The sequence below is a fragment of the Paraburkholderia sp. CNPSo 3281 genome (assembly GCF_024206515.1).
In the GTDB taxonomy this organism is placed as follows: domain Bacteria; phylum Pseudomonadota; class Gammaproteobacteria; order Burkholderiales; family Burkholderiaceae; genus Paraburkholderia; species Paraburkholderia nodosa.
Window position 1 is genome coordinate 1 of the sequence record NZ_JAMBPS010000070.1, and the last position, 15,607, is coordinate 15,607.

13 protein-coding genes and 1 tRNA gene are annotated in these 15,607 nt (G+C 64.1%); 6 read left to right on the plus strand and 8 right to left on the minus strand.

What is annotated here, in order from left to right; all coding sequences use genetic code 11:
• Window positions 1-411: 411 nt before the first annotated feature.
• The 3 genes from M3I56_RS35990 to adh all read right to left on the minus strand — a co-directional run bounded on the left by M3I56_RS35990 (window position 412) and on the right by adh (window position 3,011).
• Window positions 412-891 carry a GyrI-like domain-containing protein gene (locus tag M3I56_RS35990; RefSeq protein WP_254358039.1) on the minus strand — a complete coding sequence of 160 codons (480 nt, stop codon included), beginning with the start codon at window positions 889-891 and terminating at the stop codon, window positions 412-414.
• A 103-nt stretch (window positions 892-994) separates the two neighbouring features.
• The gene (locus M3I56_RS35995) at window positions 995-1,375 is read right to left on the minus strand and encodes a DUF779 domain-containing protein (RefSeq protein ID WP_254358040.1); all 381 of its coding nucleotides are present in this window, start codon (window positions 1,373-1,375) and stop codon (window positions 995-997) included.
• A 115-nt stretch (window positions 1,376-1,490) separates the two neighbouring features.
• On the minus strand, window positions 1,491-3,011 hold the full coding sequence (adh, locus tag M3I56_RS36000) for an aldehyde dehydrogenase (RefSeq protein ID WP_254358041.1): 1,521 nt from the start codon (window positions 3,009-3,011) through the stop codon (window positions 1,491-1,493).
• 329 nt (window positions 3,012-3,340) lie between these two features.
• On the opposite strand from adh, the gene M3I56_RS36005 reads away from it, so the two are divergent.
• Both M3I56_RS36005 and M3I56_RS36010 read left to right on the plus strand, forming a co-directional pair.
• Window positions 3,341-3,535: a hypothetical protein gene (locus tag M3I56_RS36005; RefSeq protein WP_254358042.1), complete on the plus strand. Its 195-nt coding sequence runs from the start codon at window positions 3,341-3,343 to the stop codon at window positions 3,533-3,535.
• A 452-nt stretch (window positions 3,536-3,987) separates the two neighbouring features.
• Window positions 3,988-4,245: a hypothetical protein gene (locus M3I56_RS36010; protein ID WP_254336824.1), complete on the plus strand. Its 258-nt coding sequence runs from the start codon at window positions 3,988-3,990 to the stop codon at window positions 4,243-4,245.
• Between the two features lie 70 nt (window positions 4,246-4,315).
• Here M3I56_RS36010 and M3I56_RS36015 read toward each other — a convergent pair.
• Window positions 4,316-4,391: transfer RNA gene (locus M3I56_RS36015), tRNA-Lys, on the minus strand.
• A 275-nt stretch (window positions 4,392-4,666) separates the two neighbouring features.
• Between M3I56_RS36015 and M3I56_RS36020 the strand changes: the two genes are divergently transcribed.
• Together M3I56_RS36020 and M3I56_RS36025 are read left to right on the plus strand one after the other, a co-directional pair.
• Window positions 4,667-5,071, plus strand: a complete 405-nt coding sequence (locus M3I56_RS36020; protein WP_254358059.1) for a PaaI family thioesterase — start codon at window positions 4,667-4,669, stop codon at window positions 5,069-5,071.
• A gap of 48 nt (window positions 5,072-5,119) precedes the next feature.
• The gene (locus tag M3I56_RS36025) at window positions 5,120-5,998 is read left to right on the plus strand and encodes a patatin-like phospholipase family protein (protein ID WP_254358043.1); all 879 of its coding nucleotides are present in this window, start codon (window positions 5,120-5,122) and stop codon (window positions 5,996-5,998) included.
• 73 nt (window positions 5,999-6,071) lie between these two features.
• Here M3I56_RS36025 and M3I56_RS36030 read toward each other — a convergent pair whose 3' ends face one another.
• Window positions 6,072-7,085 carry a D-2-hydroxyacid dehydrogenase family protein gene (locus M3I56_RS36030; protein WP_028203230.1) on the minus strand — a complete coding sequence of 338 codons (1,014 nt, stop codon included), beginning with the start codon at window positions 7,083-7,085 and terminating at the stop codon, window positions 6,072-6,074.
• A gap of 427 nt (window positions 7,086-7,512) precedes the next feature.
• On the opposite strand from M3I56_RS36030, the gene M3I56_RS36035 reads away from it, so the two are divergent.
• Window positions 7,513-9,363, plus strand: coding sequence for a phosphoenolpyruvate carboxykinase (GTP) (locus tag M3I56_RS36035; protein WP_254358044.1), 1,851 nt, complete (start codon window positions 7,513-7,515; stop codon window positions 9,361-9,363).
• 315 nt (window positions 9,364-9,678) lie between these two features.
• On the plus strand, window positions 9,679-10,788 hold the full coding sequence (locus tag M3I56_RS36040; RefSeq protein WP_028203228.1) for a LysR family transcriptional regulator: 1,110 nt from the start codon (window positions 9,679-9,681) through the stop codon (window positions 10,786-10,788).
• Window positions 10,789-10,896: 108 nt separating this feature from the next.
• Here the strand turns inward: M3I56_RS36040 and M3I56_RS36045 are convergent, their stop codons facing one another.
• From M3I56_RS36045 to dprA, 3 genes are all read right to left on the minus strand, one after another.
• Entirely contained in the window at window positions 10,897-13,554 is a 2,658-nt protein-coding gene (locus M3I56_RS36045; RefSeq protein ID WP_254358045.1) for a DNA topoisomerase III, read from the minus strand.
• A 257-nt stretch (window positions 13,555-13,811) separates the two neighbouring features.
• Complete coding sequence (locus tag M3I56_RS36050; protein ID WP_028203226.1) at window positions 13,812-14,189, minus strand: thioredoxin family protein; 378 nt, start codon at window positions 14,187-14,189, stop codon at window positions 13,812-13,814.
• Window positions 14,190-14,285: 96 nt separating this feature from the next.
• Entirely contained in the window at window positions 14,286-15,548 is a 1,263-nt protein-coding gene (gene dprA / locus M3I56_RS36055; RefSeq protein ID WP_254358046.1) for a DNA-processing protein DprA, read from the minus strand.
• Between the last annotated feature and the right edge of the window lie 59 nt (window positions 15,549-15,607).

The window sequence follows — 15,607 nt, forward strand, 5'->3', positions numbered from 1 at the left end:
TCGCGATTTTCAACAGCGAAAAAGCGCCTTTGGAGGCGCTATTTTTTGTCTGGAAGTCAGCGGGAATTCGCGTCCTGCACTATCCACAGCCCCCAGCGGATAACTCCCGGAAAACCCCTGGAAATCACTGTGCATGAATCGGGGATAACTTCGGCTGCGCGCAAAGTGTGGAAAAGTTGCCAGCAGCTGCCTGGCGTTGTCCCGTTAACGCCCGCAAGGTTATGTTTTTTCCACAGCCTTGTTTACTCAATGGTTTTCCGGGGTTATCCACAGAATACCCAGGGGCTTGTTAACTATTACTACGTTTACGTATACATACGTTATTAAAACCTTAGAACCCTCGCATCGGAAACGAAGATGCCGCTGGAAAACGTCCCGGCGGCATCGTTCAAACCGTGCGAATCGCGCGCCTCACGCGAGCGGGATATAAAGCTCCGTCTTCAGGTCATCCGGCGTCGCCTCATCGGGCGTATTCAGATATACCTCGAACGATGGCGCCGAAAAGTCCGGCGTGCGTCCGAGCTTCTGCAATCCTTCGTTGTAAAACCACATCCAAGCCTGGCCGAGCCCTTGATACGGCCCCTTGTGCAGCATCATCGCGTGCTCGCCGCCGCGCAGCTGGAACTTCTCGACTGGCGCCATGACCTCCACATCGGTTTCCTGCCCCAGATGCAGCGCCGCCTTTGAGCGCAGCTTCGATTCTTCGACCGTATTGGGATCGTCGTAATAGATGCCGACCATCTTCGAGCCCGACGTGCGCACATTGCGCTCGCCGAGCCATTGCGCGAGCGTGTAGAACGCGTCGCCGATCTTCATGTACGGACCCACGTGGCTGACGGCGAGCAGGTCCATCGGCTCGAGGGTGAGGAGTTTCACGTCGTGGTTTTGCATGATGGCGTCTCCTGGTGCGATGGCCGCGCGAATGCGCAGCGCCTGCGAACCAAGATAGCACCACGCTCCGTGCGACGCCCCTGGCGTGCCGCGCGCCCGAGCCTCACAAGCTCACGCGCGTCACCGGGTGCGCCTCGAGCCACGCGTTCTCTTCGTCGTCGTAGAGCCGCGAGCGCGTGAGAAAGCGCAGGCCCGTGGGTCGTTCGAGCGAAAACATGCCGCCGTTGCCTGGCACGGCGTCGATGATGAGCTGGGTGTGCTGCCAGTACTCAAACTGCGCCTCCGTCATATAGAACGACATCCCGCCGATTTCTCCCAACTGCACGTCGGCATTGCCGACCATGAACTCGCCGACGGGAAAGCACATGGGCGCGCTGCCGTCGCAGCAGCCGCCCGACTGGTGAAAGAGCAGGGACCCGTGCTCGCGCGCCAACTGCTCGATCAGCGCGAGCGCGGCCGGCGTGGCGGTAACGCGTTCGACCATGTTGCGACGCTCCTCGTGAGAAACATTAAAATCGCGCCGGTTTTCAGATGGTTTGCGCGCTTGGGGTAATCTGGAAGCCAAGCGCCGTGCGCGACGCACAGGGCACACAGCGCGATCAGAAGAACCCGAGCGGCTGCTCGCTATAGCTCACGAGCAGGTTCTTCGTTTGCTGGTAGTGGTCGAGCATCATCTTGTGGTTCTCGCGCCCGATGCCCGACTGCTTGTAGCCGCCAAACGCCGCGTGCGCCGGGTAAGCGTGGTAGCAGTTGGTCCACACGCGCCCCGCCTGGATCGCGCGGCCGAAGCGGTAGGCACGCGTGCCGTCGCGCGTCCACACGCCTGCACCGAGGCCGTAGAGCGTGTCGTTGGCGATTTCCAGTGCTTCCTCCTCCGTCTTGAAGGTCGTGACGGACACCACGGGTCCGAAAATTTCTTCCTGGAAGATGCGCATCTTGTTGTGGCCGCGGAAGACAGTGGGCTTCACGTAATAGCCCTCGCCGAGTTCGCCCGTGAGGCTGTTGCGCTCGCCGCCAATCAGGCATTGCGCGCCTTCCTGCTTGCCGAGGTCGATATACGAGAGGATCTTCTCGAGCTGCTCCTGCGAGGCCTGCGCGCCGATCATCGTTTTCGTGTCGAGCGGGTGGCCCTGCTGGATCGCCGCTACGCGCTTGAGCGCACGCTCCATGAAGCGGTCATAGATCTTCTCGTCGATGAGCACACGCGACGGGCACGTGCACACTTCGCCCTGGTTGAGCGCGAACATCGCGAAGCCTTCGAGCGCCTTGTCGAAATAGCTGTCGTCGTGGTCGAGCACGTCGGCGAAGAAGATGTTCGGGCTCTTGCCGCCCAGTTCCAGCGTTACGGGAATGATGTTCTGGCTCGCGTACTGCATGATGAGGCGGCCCGTGGTGGTTTCGCCCGTGAAGGCGATCTTCGCGATGCGCTTGTTCGAGGCGAGCGGCTTGCCCGCTTCGAGGCCGAAGCCGTTCACCACGTTGAGCACGCCGGGCGGCAGCAGGTCCTGGACCAGTTCGGCGAGCACGAGGAACGACGCGGGCGTCTGCTCGGCGGGCTTGAGCACCACGCAGTTGCCGGCCGCGAGCGCCGGCGCGAGCTTCCACGCGGCCATGAGAATCGGGAAGTTCCACGGAATGATCTGGCCGACCACGCCCAGCGGCTCATGGAAGTGATACGCGACCGTATCGTGATCGATCTCGGAGATGCCGCCTTCCTGCGCGCGCACGCAGCCCGCGAAATAGCGGAAGTGGTCGGCGGCGAGCGGGATGTCGGCGGCGAGCGTTTCGCGCAGCGGCTTGCCGTTGTCGATGGTCTCGGCCACGGCGAGCTTGTGGAGGTTCTGCTCGATGCGATCGGCAATGCGGTTGAGAATATTGGCGCGCCCGGTGGGCGAGGTCTTACCCCAGGCGGCCTTGGCTTTGTGTGCGGCGTCGAGTGCGAGTTCGATGTCGGCTTCGCGCGAGCGCGGGATGGACGTGAACGCGTGGCCGGTGATGGGCGAAATATCGTCGAAATACTCGCCGCCGAGCGGCGCGACCCACTCGCCGCCGATGAAGTTGCCATACTGTTTCTTGTACGGGAATTCGGTGGTCAGGAATTGCATGTCCGCGTGATTCATCTGCGTGCTCCTCTGTGTTCTCGATCTCGATATGGATGGACGCGGCGAGGCCGCGCTACCGCGGCACGCTAACGCGAGAACCATGCCAGCGCGGCGGCGCCGCGGCGTTGTGCCGTGCGGTAGCGGCACGGCACGCGCGCGTCATGGAAATGCGCGGTGCGCGGACCACTCGAGCCATCGCGCGATTGCGTCAGGCCGGAACAAAAGGGCGGCCAACTGCTCAAGAAGTGAACAGCCTGGCAGCGTAATCGCGGCGGGAGTCGGAGATTTGCGGCGCGCGGGCCGCACTTGCGGTAGGCTTTGCACCCGTAACAGTCAGGAGAGTCTGCATGTCGAGTACATTCGTTTGCCGCAACCAGTCGTGTGGCACCCCGTGGGAACAAAGCGAGGTCGTGATCAAGAACGAAGGGCAGGGGCCCTTGTTCCGGTGTCCGCTGTGCGGCGCCCGCAACTACCTGGAGCAGTTGGAGGACGACGACGGCAAAGTCGTCTATGAACAGGTGGACGGCAAGCCGTTCCTCTGAGCGCTGGCGGCTAGAGGATCTGGGTCGCGAGCGTGACGCCGAAGAAGAAGCCGCCAATCACGCCAAGCGTGCGGCCGACCAGTAGCTGGTTCAGATCCTCGTCCAGCATCGTCGGGTCGGTTAACCTGACTATGATCAACAGCTAGTCAGCCAGACCCGATAGGAAGAGCCCGAAAAGCGAGGCAGCTCGTTCGGAATGGAATAATCTGGATTCCGAAATTTCTCGCCGCCTATGGCGGTGATGGACCTGGCAAGCATGGAAAGTGAATGACTGGCCTGCCGGTGAACGACGAAGCGCGAGCGGGGCAGCGAGGCGCCGGTTTCGGCGGCGTCGATTCCAATTTAGTCGGACTATTTGTTACCTATCCATACGGGTAGGCTGGCGAGCGCCCCGGAGCGTCCTACAGTACTTCATACGATAAGAAACCACGGCAGGACCAACGGGGATAGCCATGACATTCGTCGAACAGGAAATCGCGCACATCGCGCGCGTGATGCCGCCGTCGCTGGCTGGCGATTTCGAAATGCCGGTGATGGGTGTCGCGTACTGGCGCAAGCGCCTGCATGCGCTTCTGAAGCAAAACCATCTGACACACGTTCAGCTTTCGACCGTCGACACGCTGCTGCGCCAGCTCGACGGCTTCGAGGCGCTTGGCCGCTGGCTGCCGCGTCCGAAGCAGGCGTCGCGTCACGTGAGGCGCGCGAAGTAATTCAGGCCTGTGGTCGGGGAGAAATGCAAAAAGCCCGATCGCAAGGATCGGGCTTTTTGGCTGAATTCGCTGGTGGGGCGTGAGTGACTCGAACACTCGACCTACGGATTAAGAGTCCGCTGCTCTACCAACTGAGCTAACGCCCCCAACAGAAGAAAGATTATGCAGGACTTTTAGGGACTTGGCAAGCCCTCGCTGTAAATTATCCAAAAATAGTTTGTCGATGCGGCGCAGGCTCCGTCTGCGCAGGCGTTTGCGCCATTACCACGGGGGCCGTGCTGTCCCGGTATGATGTCGCCACTCCTGGCATCAGCCAGGTTTCAAGCCAGTCGCTGTGCACCGCCTGTTTGCCGAAGCCGAAGCGGCCGAGGTCGGTGGCAATCAGCTGGAATCGTCGCACGGCAATCCACAAAGGCAAACGATGGACGACAACGCAATCGACGCGCTGCTGGAGCGCGTGCTGGCCCCGTGGGTGCGCGCGCTCGGGATGAAGCCCGTCGAGGTCTCGGAAGACAGCGCCACCCTGCGCCTGCCGTTTTCCGGCGAGCTGCGCCATTCGGGCGGCGTGATCTGCGGCCAGGTGTTCATGGCGGCGGCGGATACGGCCATGATCGTCGCGATCACGGCCGCGCTCGGCGGCTTCAAGCCCATGACGACCGTCGCGTTGAACACGAATTTCATGCGCGCGGTGCGCAAAGGCGACGTGCTCGTGACGGCGCGCGTGCTGCGCATGGGCCGTAATCTGGTGTTCGGTGAAATAGAACTCTACGACGAAGACGGCCGGATGGCGGTTCACGCGACCTCGACCTACGCGCTAGTCGATTAAGCTTGGCGCTTCCGATCGGTTTCGGTCGCTTCGAAGGACGCAGAAGGCATGTTCGATCAGGTGGTTTTCGCCGGCGGCGGCAATCGCTGCTGGTGGCAGGCTGGGTTCTGGGACATCGTCCAGCCCGAACTGCGCATTCGCCCGCGCGTCATTACGGGCATTTCGGCGGGCGCCGCCACCGCGTGCATGCTCTACACGCGCGACGCCGACTGGGTCATGCGCTATTACGAGGATGCGCTGCGCCACAACAAGCGCAACGCCTACTGGGGCAATCTGCTGCGCGGCGAGTCGGTGTTTCCGCATTACCGCATCTATCGCCAGGCGCTGCTCGACATCTACGGCGAGCCGTTCACGCAGCTCCAGGACGCGCCTGAGATCCGCATCGGCGTCTCGCATGTGCCGCGTTGGCTCGGCGCGCGCAGCGCCGTGGCGGCGGGTCTCATCGCGTACAACATCGAAAAGCACATCCGCAAGACGCTGCACCCGACGCTCGGGCGCAGGCTCGGGTTTCATCCGGAATTCGTGACGGCGCAGGAATGCGCGAGCGTCGAGGATCTCGCCGATCTCATCCTCCAGTCGTCATGCACGCCGCCGTTCACGCCGGTGCTGCGGCGCGACGGTCGCCCGGTGCTCGATGGCGGCATGGTCGACAACGTGCCGGTCGGCGCGCTCGACGACACGCCCGGCCGTGTGCTGGTGATGGTGACGCGGCTCTATCCGCGTCCACAGATGTTCGTCGTGCGGCATCAGGCGGCGCAGGGCGTGCAGCAACGCCTTTACGTGCAGCCGTCGGCCAGGGTGCCGATCTCGAGCTGGGACTACACGAGCCCACAGCAGATGCAGCATGCCTACAACCTCGGCCGCGTGGACGGCGAGCGTTTCCTCGCGCGTTTGCCCGAGGTCATGGAAGCGGCCGCGAACGCCTGAGCGCACGCGGCCGGATCAAAAGCTACCGGAAAGTCGCACGAAGGGCGGCGCGCGCCGCCCCGTGCAGCCGCGCTTACTTGCGGCGGCCGCCCTGCAGCGCTTCGGGGTTCGCGACGCTCACGTGATCGCCCGCGTCGAACGCGAGGATATTGCGGAACGCCCCGCCGAAGTACAGTTCGTAGCTCTCGCGCTCCACATAGCCGATGTGCGGCGTGCAGATCACGTTTTCCATGCGCAGCAGGCTGTAGCCCTGCAGGATCGGCTCGCTCTCGAACACATCGATCGCGACCATGCCCGGCCGGTTGTGCGAGAGCGCGCCGAGCAGCGCGTTTTCTTCCATCAGCTCCGCGCGGCTCGTGTTGACGAGCAGCGACGTAGGCTTCATGCGCAGCAGATCTTCCTGCTTGACGATCCCGCGAGTGTCATCGTGCAGGCGTAGATGTAGCGACAGCACGTCGCTCTCTTCGAACAGCGCCTCGCGGCTTGCGGCGGCTTCGTAGCCGTCGGCGCGCGCCGCTTCGAGCGAATGCTCGCGGCCCCACACCAGCACGCGCATGCCGAAGGCCTTGCCGTAGCCGGCCACGAGCCGGCCGATCTTGCCGTAGCCCCAGATGCCGAGCGTCTGGCCGCGCATCACCTGGCCGAGGCCAAAGTTGGGCGGCATCGCCGAGGTCTTGAGGCCCGACTGCTGCCACGCGCCCTGCTTGAGGTTGGCGACGTACTGCGGAATGCGGCGCTGCGCGGCCATGATGAGCGCCCACGTGAGTTCGGCGGGCGCGACGGGCGAACCGGTGCCTTCGAGTACGGCGATGCCGCGCTCGGTGCAGGCCTCCATGTCGATGTGCGGACCGGCCTTGCCCGTCTGGCTGATCATGCGCAGATGCGGGAGCTTGTCGAGCAGTTGCGAGGTGATGCGGGTGCGTTCGCGAATCAGGACGAGCGCGTCGACTTCGGCGAGGCGGCTGGCGAGCTGGCCGAGGCCGCGCACCGTGTTGTTGAAAACCTTGACCTCGTGGTCGGCGAGCAGTTGAAAGCAGTCGAGCTTGCGGACGGCGTCCTGGTAGTCGTCAAGGATGGCAATTTTCATGGCAGCGGGTTGTTTTGCGTGTTATGCATCGCGCCTTTCGTAGCGCGACTTCGGTGTTCATCTGGTGGTTATCCCACTATGCAGCGCCGGGAAGGCTGGTATGAATATAGGGAGCCTTCGCGTCGCTCGCCGCGTGCAGCAGCAGGCATTGCAATTGCGCAAGCCCGAGGCTACGCACGCAGGTTTTTTGACGCGGTAATCAGCCGCGAATTTGCAACTTTTAACAGCTTGTCGGGCTCCGATGCAAGCCGCTTTACAGACGGTTTCGAACCCCAGGCTAAAGGACCTTGACGACCTGCCCAACTGCGCGAACCGATTCGCATGTTGATCTGCCATCGACATTCGGTTCGCATGAGTTGCGCCTCTCGCGTGCAGCGTCTAAGAGGGCCGATTCCTTTTTTACAGCTCTAAAAATGGAGACAGCTCGATGAACCATCCCGACTACCAAGCCCAGGCCGCCGCCCAGGTGCCCGCCTGGGTCCGGCACCGGAAATTGATCGACTGGGTGCAGAAAATCGCAGCGCATACGCAGCCGGATCGCATCGTGTGGTGCGACGGCTCCCAGGAAGAATACGACCGCCTGTGTGCGCAGATGGTCGAGGCCGGCACGATGCGCCGCCTCAATCCGCAGAAGCGCCCGAATTCGTATCTCGCGTGCTCCGACCCTTCGGACGTCGCGCGCGTGGAAGACCGCACGTTTATCTGCTCGCCCACCAAAGAGGACGTCGGCCCCACCAACAACTGGGTCGCGCCTGCCGAAATGCGCGCGACGCTCGACGACCTGTTCGCAGGCTCGATGCGCGGCCGCACGATGTACGTCGTGCCGTTCTCGATGGGCCCGCTCGGCTCGCCCATCGCGCATATCGGCGTGGAGCTTTCCGATAGCCCCTACGTGGCCGTGAACATGCGCATCATGACGCGCATGGGCCGCGCCGTGTACGACGTGCTCGGCGAAAATGGTCCGTTCGTGCCGTGCGTGCACAGCGTGGGCGCGCCGCTCGCCGTAGGCGAGCAGGACGTGCCGTGGCCGTGCAACAAGACGAAGTACATCGTCCACTTCCCGGAAACGCGCGAGATCTGGAGCTACGGCTCGGGTTACGGCGGCAATGCGCTGCTCGGCAAGAAGTGCTTCGCGCTGCGCATCGCTTCGACCATGGGCCGCGACGAAGGCTGGCTCGCCGAGCACATGCTGATTCTCGGCGTGCGTTCGCCGGAAGGCCGCAAGTACCATGTCGCGGCGGCGTTCCCGTCGGCGTGCGGCAAGACCAACTTCGCCATGCTGATTCCGCCGCCCGCCATGAATGGCTGGGAAATCACCACGATCGGCGACGATATTGCCTGGATCAAGCCCGGCCCTGATGGTCGTCTCTACGCGATCAACCCGGAGGCCGGCTACTTCGGCGTGGCGCCGGGCACCGGTGAGAAGACCAATTTCAACGCCATGGCGACGCTCAAGGAGAACGTGATCTTCACGAACGTCGCGCTCACCGACGACGGCGACGTGTGGTGGGAAGGCATGACCGACGAGCCGCCCGCGCACGCGATCGACTGGCTGGGCAATGACTGGACGCCCGCCATCGGCAAGGAAACCGGCCGCAAGGCCGCGCATCCGAACGCGCGCTTCACGGCGCCCGCGTCGCAGTGCCCGTCGATCGATCCCGAGTGGGAGAACCCCAAGGGCGTGGCCATCGATGCGTTCATCTTCGGCGGCCGCCGTTCGACCACGGTGCCGCTCGTGACCGAGGCGCGCGACTGGACCGAGGGCGTCTACATGGCCGCGACCATGGGCTCGGAGACCACGGCCGCGGCCGCGGGGCAGCAGGGCGTGGTGCGCCGCGATCCGTTCGCGATGCTGCCGTTCTGCGGCTACAACATGGCCAACTACTTCGGCCATTGGCTCGACGTGGGCGAACGCCTCGCCAGCGCCGGCGCAACGGTGCCGCGCATCTTCTGCGTGAACTGGTTCCGCAAGGGGCCGGACGGCAAGTTCGTGTGGCCGGGCTTCGGCGAGAACATGCGCGTGCTCCAGTGGATGGTGCGCCGTATCGAGGGCAAGGCCGCGGGCGACGAGCACGCTTTCGGCGTGTCGCCGCGCTACGGCGATCTCGAGTGGAGCGGCCTGAACTTTACGCAGGAGCAGTTCGAGCAGGTGATTTCGGTGGACGCCGACGCCTGGCGCGCCGAACTCGCGCTGCACGCCGAACTGTTCGACAAGCTTGCTCATGGCTTGCCGCAAGTGCTGAAGGACGCTCGCAAGACGCTGGAAACGCGTCTGTAGGCACGTGATGTGAGCGCTCGCTAACTGAATGGCCGCCTTCGGGCGGCCATTTTTATTTCCGGGGTCGAATGCATTGGTGCAGTGCAGAGGCCTGTCTGTTCGGCGCCTGAGCGGTTATTTCGCTGCAACGCGCAAAATTGTTTCGTTCGAGGTAACAATCGGACCGCTGTTAATGCATTTTGGGGTGCAGTCGAAGAATTCGTAAAGAAAATAAGGGCTTCGGAGGCAACTTCTGCAGGATTTCTGCTGTCGTAGGAGAATTCGCGGTTTCCTCCGCTGATTAGCAGCGGGGTAGTAACAGGCAGGAGTTGTCTCATGGATCATTTGCAGTCGATGCGAGTATTCGTCAAAGTGGCCGACCTCGGCAGTTTCGCCCGGGCTGCTTCTGCGATGGATATCTCCAACGCGGTTGCGACGCGGCATGTTGCCGACCTCGAAGGTCGACTCGGCACGCGTCTGCTCAATCGCACGACCCGCAGTCTCTCCCTGACCGAATCGGGTCAGGTCTATCTCGAGCGCGCCCGCCAGATTCTCGATGAGCTCGAGGATGTCGAACAGATGGTTGTCGCGCGCAATCACGAACCCGTCGGCACGCTGCGTATCGTCGCGCCGGTCGTGTTCGGGCTCCACAATCTCGCTCCGGTGCTGCAGACGTACACGCAGCGCTATCCGCAGGTCATTCCCGACGTCACGCTGGTGGACCGTCAGGTCGATCTCGTCGAAGAGGGCTTCGATCTGGGCGTCGTGACCGCGCGCCAGATGCGCAGCGCCAGTATCGTCACGCGCCGCCTCACCACGGGTTGCATGACCGTGTGCGCGACGCCCGCGTACCTCGAAAAGCACGGCACGCCCACGCGCCCCGAGCACCTCATGGAGCACCCGAGCCTCTCGCTGCCCTCCGAGTACTGGGGTGACGAGCGCGTGTTCACGGGTCCGGACGGCGAAATCCGCGTGCGCCCGACCAACGTGATCGTGGCGAACAACACCGAGATGCTGCGCCAGTTCGCGCTGCTCGGCATGGGCATCGCGATCCTGCCGAGCTATCTGATCGGCCGCGACATGACGCGCGGGCGCCTCGTGCGGCTGCTTGGCGACTATCGTCTGCCGCAGGTGGAGATCAACGTCGCGTATCCGAGCCGCCGTCATCTGCCGGCCAAGGTGCGCACGTTTATCGACCACCTCGTCGAGCACTTCAGCCAGACGCCGAACAGCCAGCTCGGTGAGCAGTGGGTCAAGGACGGCCTCGCGCGCCCCGCCGTCGCGGCTCGCAATGGCGTTGCGAGCGACGACTACGATGGTGTGCAGCCCGCGCCGGGCGGGAGCCTGCACGACGGCGAGCACAACGGCATGGACGGCGAGCGTGCACCGAAGGCCGCGCGCGCTTCGGCGGCGCGCACCCGGACTTCGGCGATTTCGCCGCTATAAGCCCGTTATCCGCGTTCGTGGGTCGATAAAAAAGGCGCAGCTTCGTGAGAAGCTGCGCCTTTTTGCCTGCTTGCGCGCGGGCCGGTGACGGCCCGCGAAAGGACGGCTTTACGACCCCGTCTTGCGTGCCGGTGTCTTGCGTGCGGCGGTCTTGCGCGCCGGTGCGGCTTTGGCGGCCGCCGTCTTGCGCGCGGGCTTCGCCTTGCCTTCTTCTGCCGAATCCGCCGCGTCGTTCGCGGCATCGTCCGTGGCCTCAGCCGATGCGGCCGACTTCTTCGCGGCTGTCTTGGCCGCCGTCTTCGCGCTCGGTTCCTTCTTCTCGAACTCGAAGCCGATCTTGCCGTCCGGCTGCTTGACGAGGAAAGCCTTGAAGTTGCGGCCCGTCCGCGACGACTTGAAATTAGTCAGCAAGTCGGTGCGGCCTTCGGCCAGCAGCTTGGCCATCTGGTCGCGCGCGATCTCCTGCTGCAGGATCACCTTGCCCGAGCGGAAATCGCAGCTCTTCGGATTCGCAACCGAGTGCTCGCACACGTAGCTCATGCCGTGCTCGTACACGCGCCCCTTGCATTTCGGGCACGCGCCCACCGGCTCCTGCTGCGAGAAGTCGGGCGCTTCGCCATCCTCCGCGCCGGAGTCCTGGCCGAAATCGAACTCGAGCTTGTAGTTCTTGATTTCGTCGTCGAACGAGAGCTTGAGGATGGCCGAGAACGGCCGGCCCATCTTGCTGCGGAAGCCCGAGAGCGGGCCAATCGTCTTGTTCTGGAGCAGTTCTTCCACTTCGGGGATTTCGAACTGACGGCCGCCCGGAATCTTCGAAATCGAGAACTCGCACTTCGTGCATGCGAAGCGGCGGTAGTTTTCCTTCACCTGACCGCCGCAATTCGGACACGGCGTTTGAAGCGTCGCGTAGTCGCCGGGAATCGTGTCCGAGTCGTATTCCTTCGCGCGCTTCACGATGGTTTGCGTCATGCGGGCGATTTCCTGCATGAACGCGTCACGCGGGAGCTTGCCGCGCTCCATCTGCGAAAGCTTGTACTCCCATTCGCCAGTGAGTTCCGGCGCGGTGAGTTCTTTCACGTCGAGACCCCGCAGCAGCGTCATGAGCTGGAACGCCTTGGCCGTGGGGATCAGTTCGCGGCCTTCGCGCACGAGATACTTTTCGCCGAGCAGACCCTCGATGATCGCCGCGCGCGTGGCCGGCGTGCCGAGGCCCTTGGCGGCCATGGCCTCGCGCAGCTCTTCGTCGTCCACGAGCTTGCCCGCGCCTTCCATGGCCGAGAGCAGCGTCGCTTCGTTGTAGCGCGCAGGCGGCTTGGTCACGAGCTGGTGCGCCGCGATCTTGTCGGTCTTGACTTTCTCGTCCTTCTTCACCGGTACGAGGTTGGCGTCGTCGCCGCCCGCGTCGCGGCCATAGACCTGCAGCCAGCCCGGCTCGACCAGCACCTTGCCTTCGGTCTTGAAGTGATGCCCTGCGACTTCGGTGATACGCGTGGTGACGCGATATTCCGCCGCCGGGAAGAACACGGCGAGGAAGCGCTTCACGACGAGGTCGTACAGCTTCTGTTCGGGCTCCGAGAGCGACTTCGGCGCCTGCAGCGTGGGGATGATGGCGAAGTGGTCGCTGATCTTCGAGTTGTCGAAAATGCGCTTGTTCGGCTTCACCCAGCCCTTGTCGAGCACCTGCTTGGCGTGCGGCAGGTAGTTGTTGCTCTCCTTGAGCATCTCGAGCGTGTGCTTGACCGTTTCGAGATAGTCCTCGGGCAGCGCGCGCGCATCGGTACGCGGATAGGTGAGCACCTTGTGCTTTTCGTACAACGCCTGGGCGAGGCCGAGCGTGTTCTTGGCCGAAAAGCCGAAGCGGCCGTTGGCTTCACGCTGCAGGCTCGTCAGGTCGAAGAGCGCGGGCGAGAGCTGGGTGGACGGCTTCGATTCCTCGCTGACCGTGCCTTCGCGGCCGTGGCAGGCGGCGACGATGCTCTCGGCGGCTGGCACGCTCCAGAGGCGCGAGTCGCGCTTTTCCGGATCGAATTCGTCCCTCTTGAATTTCGGGTCGTACCAGCGGCCTTCGTAGAAGCCACCCGCGCAGACGAACTCCGCGCGCACTTCCCAATAGTCACGCGGGATGAAACGGCGGATTTTCTCTTCACGCTCGACGACGATCGACAAGGTTGGCGTCTGAACACGGCCGACGGTCGTGAGGAAGAAGCCACCGCCCTTGCTGTTGAAGGCGGTCATCGCGCGCGTGCCGTTGATGCCGACGAGCCAGTCGGCTTCCGAGCGGCAGCGGGCGGCGTCGGCGAGCGGCTGCATGTCGTGATCGCTGCGCAGGTTCGCGAAGCCGTCGCGGATCGCCTGCGGCGTCATCGACTGGAGCCACAGGCGCTGGACCGGCTGCTTCGCCTTTGCGTGCTGCGCGATGAGGCGGAAGATCAGCTCGCCCTCGCGCCCCGCGTCGCAGGCGTTGATGAGTTGCGTGACGTCCTTGCGCTTCATCAGCTTGTTGAGCACCTTGAGTCGCGATTCGCTCTTGGCGATCGGGTTCAGGTCGAAGTGCGGCGGGATCACGGGCAGGTGAGCGAAGCTCCACTTGCCGCGCTTGACCTCGTATTCTTCCGGCGCTGCGATTTCCAGCAGATGGCCGACTGCCGACGAGAGTACGTAGTCGTCGCTCTCGTAGTACTCGTCATGCTTGGTAAAACCGCCCAGCGCGCGCGCGATGTCGTTCGCGACGGATGGCTTCTCGGCGATGATCAGAGCTTTGGACATGACTGGTTGCTTGTGGGTGTATCCGGTTGGCGCCCCGGGGCCGATGCCACCTGAATGGGCGCTTGGGCGCGATGCCCGGCGTTGCTGCCCCGCTCGGGGGGCCGTTCTCGACCGCTTTATAGCACATGGCGCGTCGGCGTCGATTTTTGCGTCATCTCATGACGACACCCGCGCACCCGCCAGGGCGCCCAATCATAAGGGCGCGCCACGCCGCGCGGCAAGCGGTGTGCCTGAGCGGGGTCAGATGTGGATTGCGCTCAAACTACAGCCAGCGCGGGTCGCAGCTTGGGCGCGTCGGACACGCCCGGCAGCGCGCTGAGGTCCGAGAGCATGCGCTCGACCACGGCGGCGTGTGGCAGGACCGTGCCGAAAAAGCGCGTGGCGTGACCGTCCTCGATCAGGATGGTCGGGAAGTTCTCGACATCGAGATCGTCGAAGCGATCGGCATGGGTTTCGATGTCGATATACGCGAAGCAGACGTCGGGATGCGCCTCAGCGATGCGGTCGAACGTGGCACGGTAGTCGCGGCACGTCCCGCACCACTGCGCGCACAGGCACGCGACGAACAGCGTGTCCTGATTGCTGACGCGCTCGGCGATCTGGTCGGCGTCGGTGTCGAGGTCTAGCGCGGGCATGGTCGTTCCTTGCGTTCTCTTATATATAGAGCGGGGTATTTGGCGCGAATGTATCACGGCGGCGCGCGGGCGGTGATGCTCCCCCAATCCGCGGCATCAGCCGCGCGATGCCCGCACGAACCAGCCGCCGGGCAAGGCGTCGACGTGTCCCGCGAGTTCGAGTTGCAGCAGCGTGCCTTGCAGCACCGCTTCGGCCATGTCGGTGCGCTGAGCGAGGATTTCAACCGTGGCCGGCGCGTGACCGAGCGCTTTTAGCAGGCACCGGGCTTCGGCGCCAAGGCTGGCAAGCGATTTTCGTGCTTCAGCGCGATGCGCAGGCGGTGGCTCGGGACGGGGAAATTCGAGCGCCAACTGTGGCGTCTCGCTTGTGTCGTCGCGCTGGATGCGATCGAAGGGAACCGGGACCTTCTGCCGGCGTTGTTCCGGCGGCGACGCGAGTGCGCGCCCGGCACCCGGGGGTTGCCCAACATTGAGCGCATCGAGCACTTCTTCGGGCGATTCGACCAGCTGCGCGCCCTGCTTGATGAGCCCGTGGCAGCCGCGCGTGAGCGGCGCGTGAATCGAGCCGGGCAGCGCGAATACGTCGCGTCCCATTTCGTTGGCGAGCCTTGCCGTGATGAGCGAGCCGGAACGTTGCGCGGCTTCGACCACCACCACGCCTTCGACGAGCGCGGCAATCACGCGGTTGCGCTGCGGAAAGTTCGCCGAGCGCGCCGGGGTGCCGAGCGGCCATTCGGAGACGAGTGCGCCGTGTACGGCGATCTCCATGGCGAGTGGGTGATGGGCTGGGGGATAGACGAGATCCGCGCCGGTGCCGATCACGGCGACGGTACCGCCCTGCTCGTGGAGTGCGCCGCGATGCGCGGCGCCGTCCACGCCGAGCGCCAGCCCCGAGACGACGGTAAGACCGGACGCGGCGAGTATGCGCGCGAAGCGCGCTGCGTCGTCGACGGCCTGTGGCGTGGCGTTGCGGCTGCCCACGACGGCTACCGCGCGTGCGTGGAGCAGTTCGAGCCGGCCCTTTGCATAGAGCAGCGGCGGTGGATCGGGCATGTCGAGCAGGCGGGCCGGATAGGCCGGGTCGGCAAGCGTGATGAGCGCGTTGCCGGGACCCGCTCGCCAGGCCTGCAGGGCTTCGAGTTGTGCCGCGAAGTCCGGCCGGGGCTCGGCGAGGGCGGTGTGGGCGGCTTGCGTGCCCGCCACCGCGGCGAGTGCGGCGAACGGCTGGGCCAGCACGTTTTGAGGCAGACCGAACGCGCCGAGCAGCGCACGCAGCGCAGCGGGCCTCAGGCCGCGCGCGAGGGCGAGGCGCAGCCAGGCGGCCAGTTCCTCGGCAGATATCGGCAAGGTCGTCGGCATTGCGTTCCCCGGGCGCGGACGGTTTGCCGCACCTCGTGATAAAATTTTCACCATCCGAA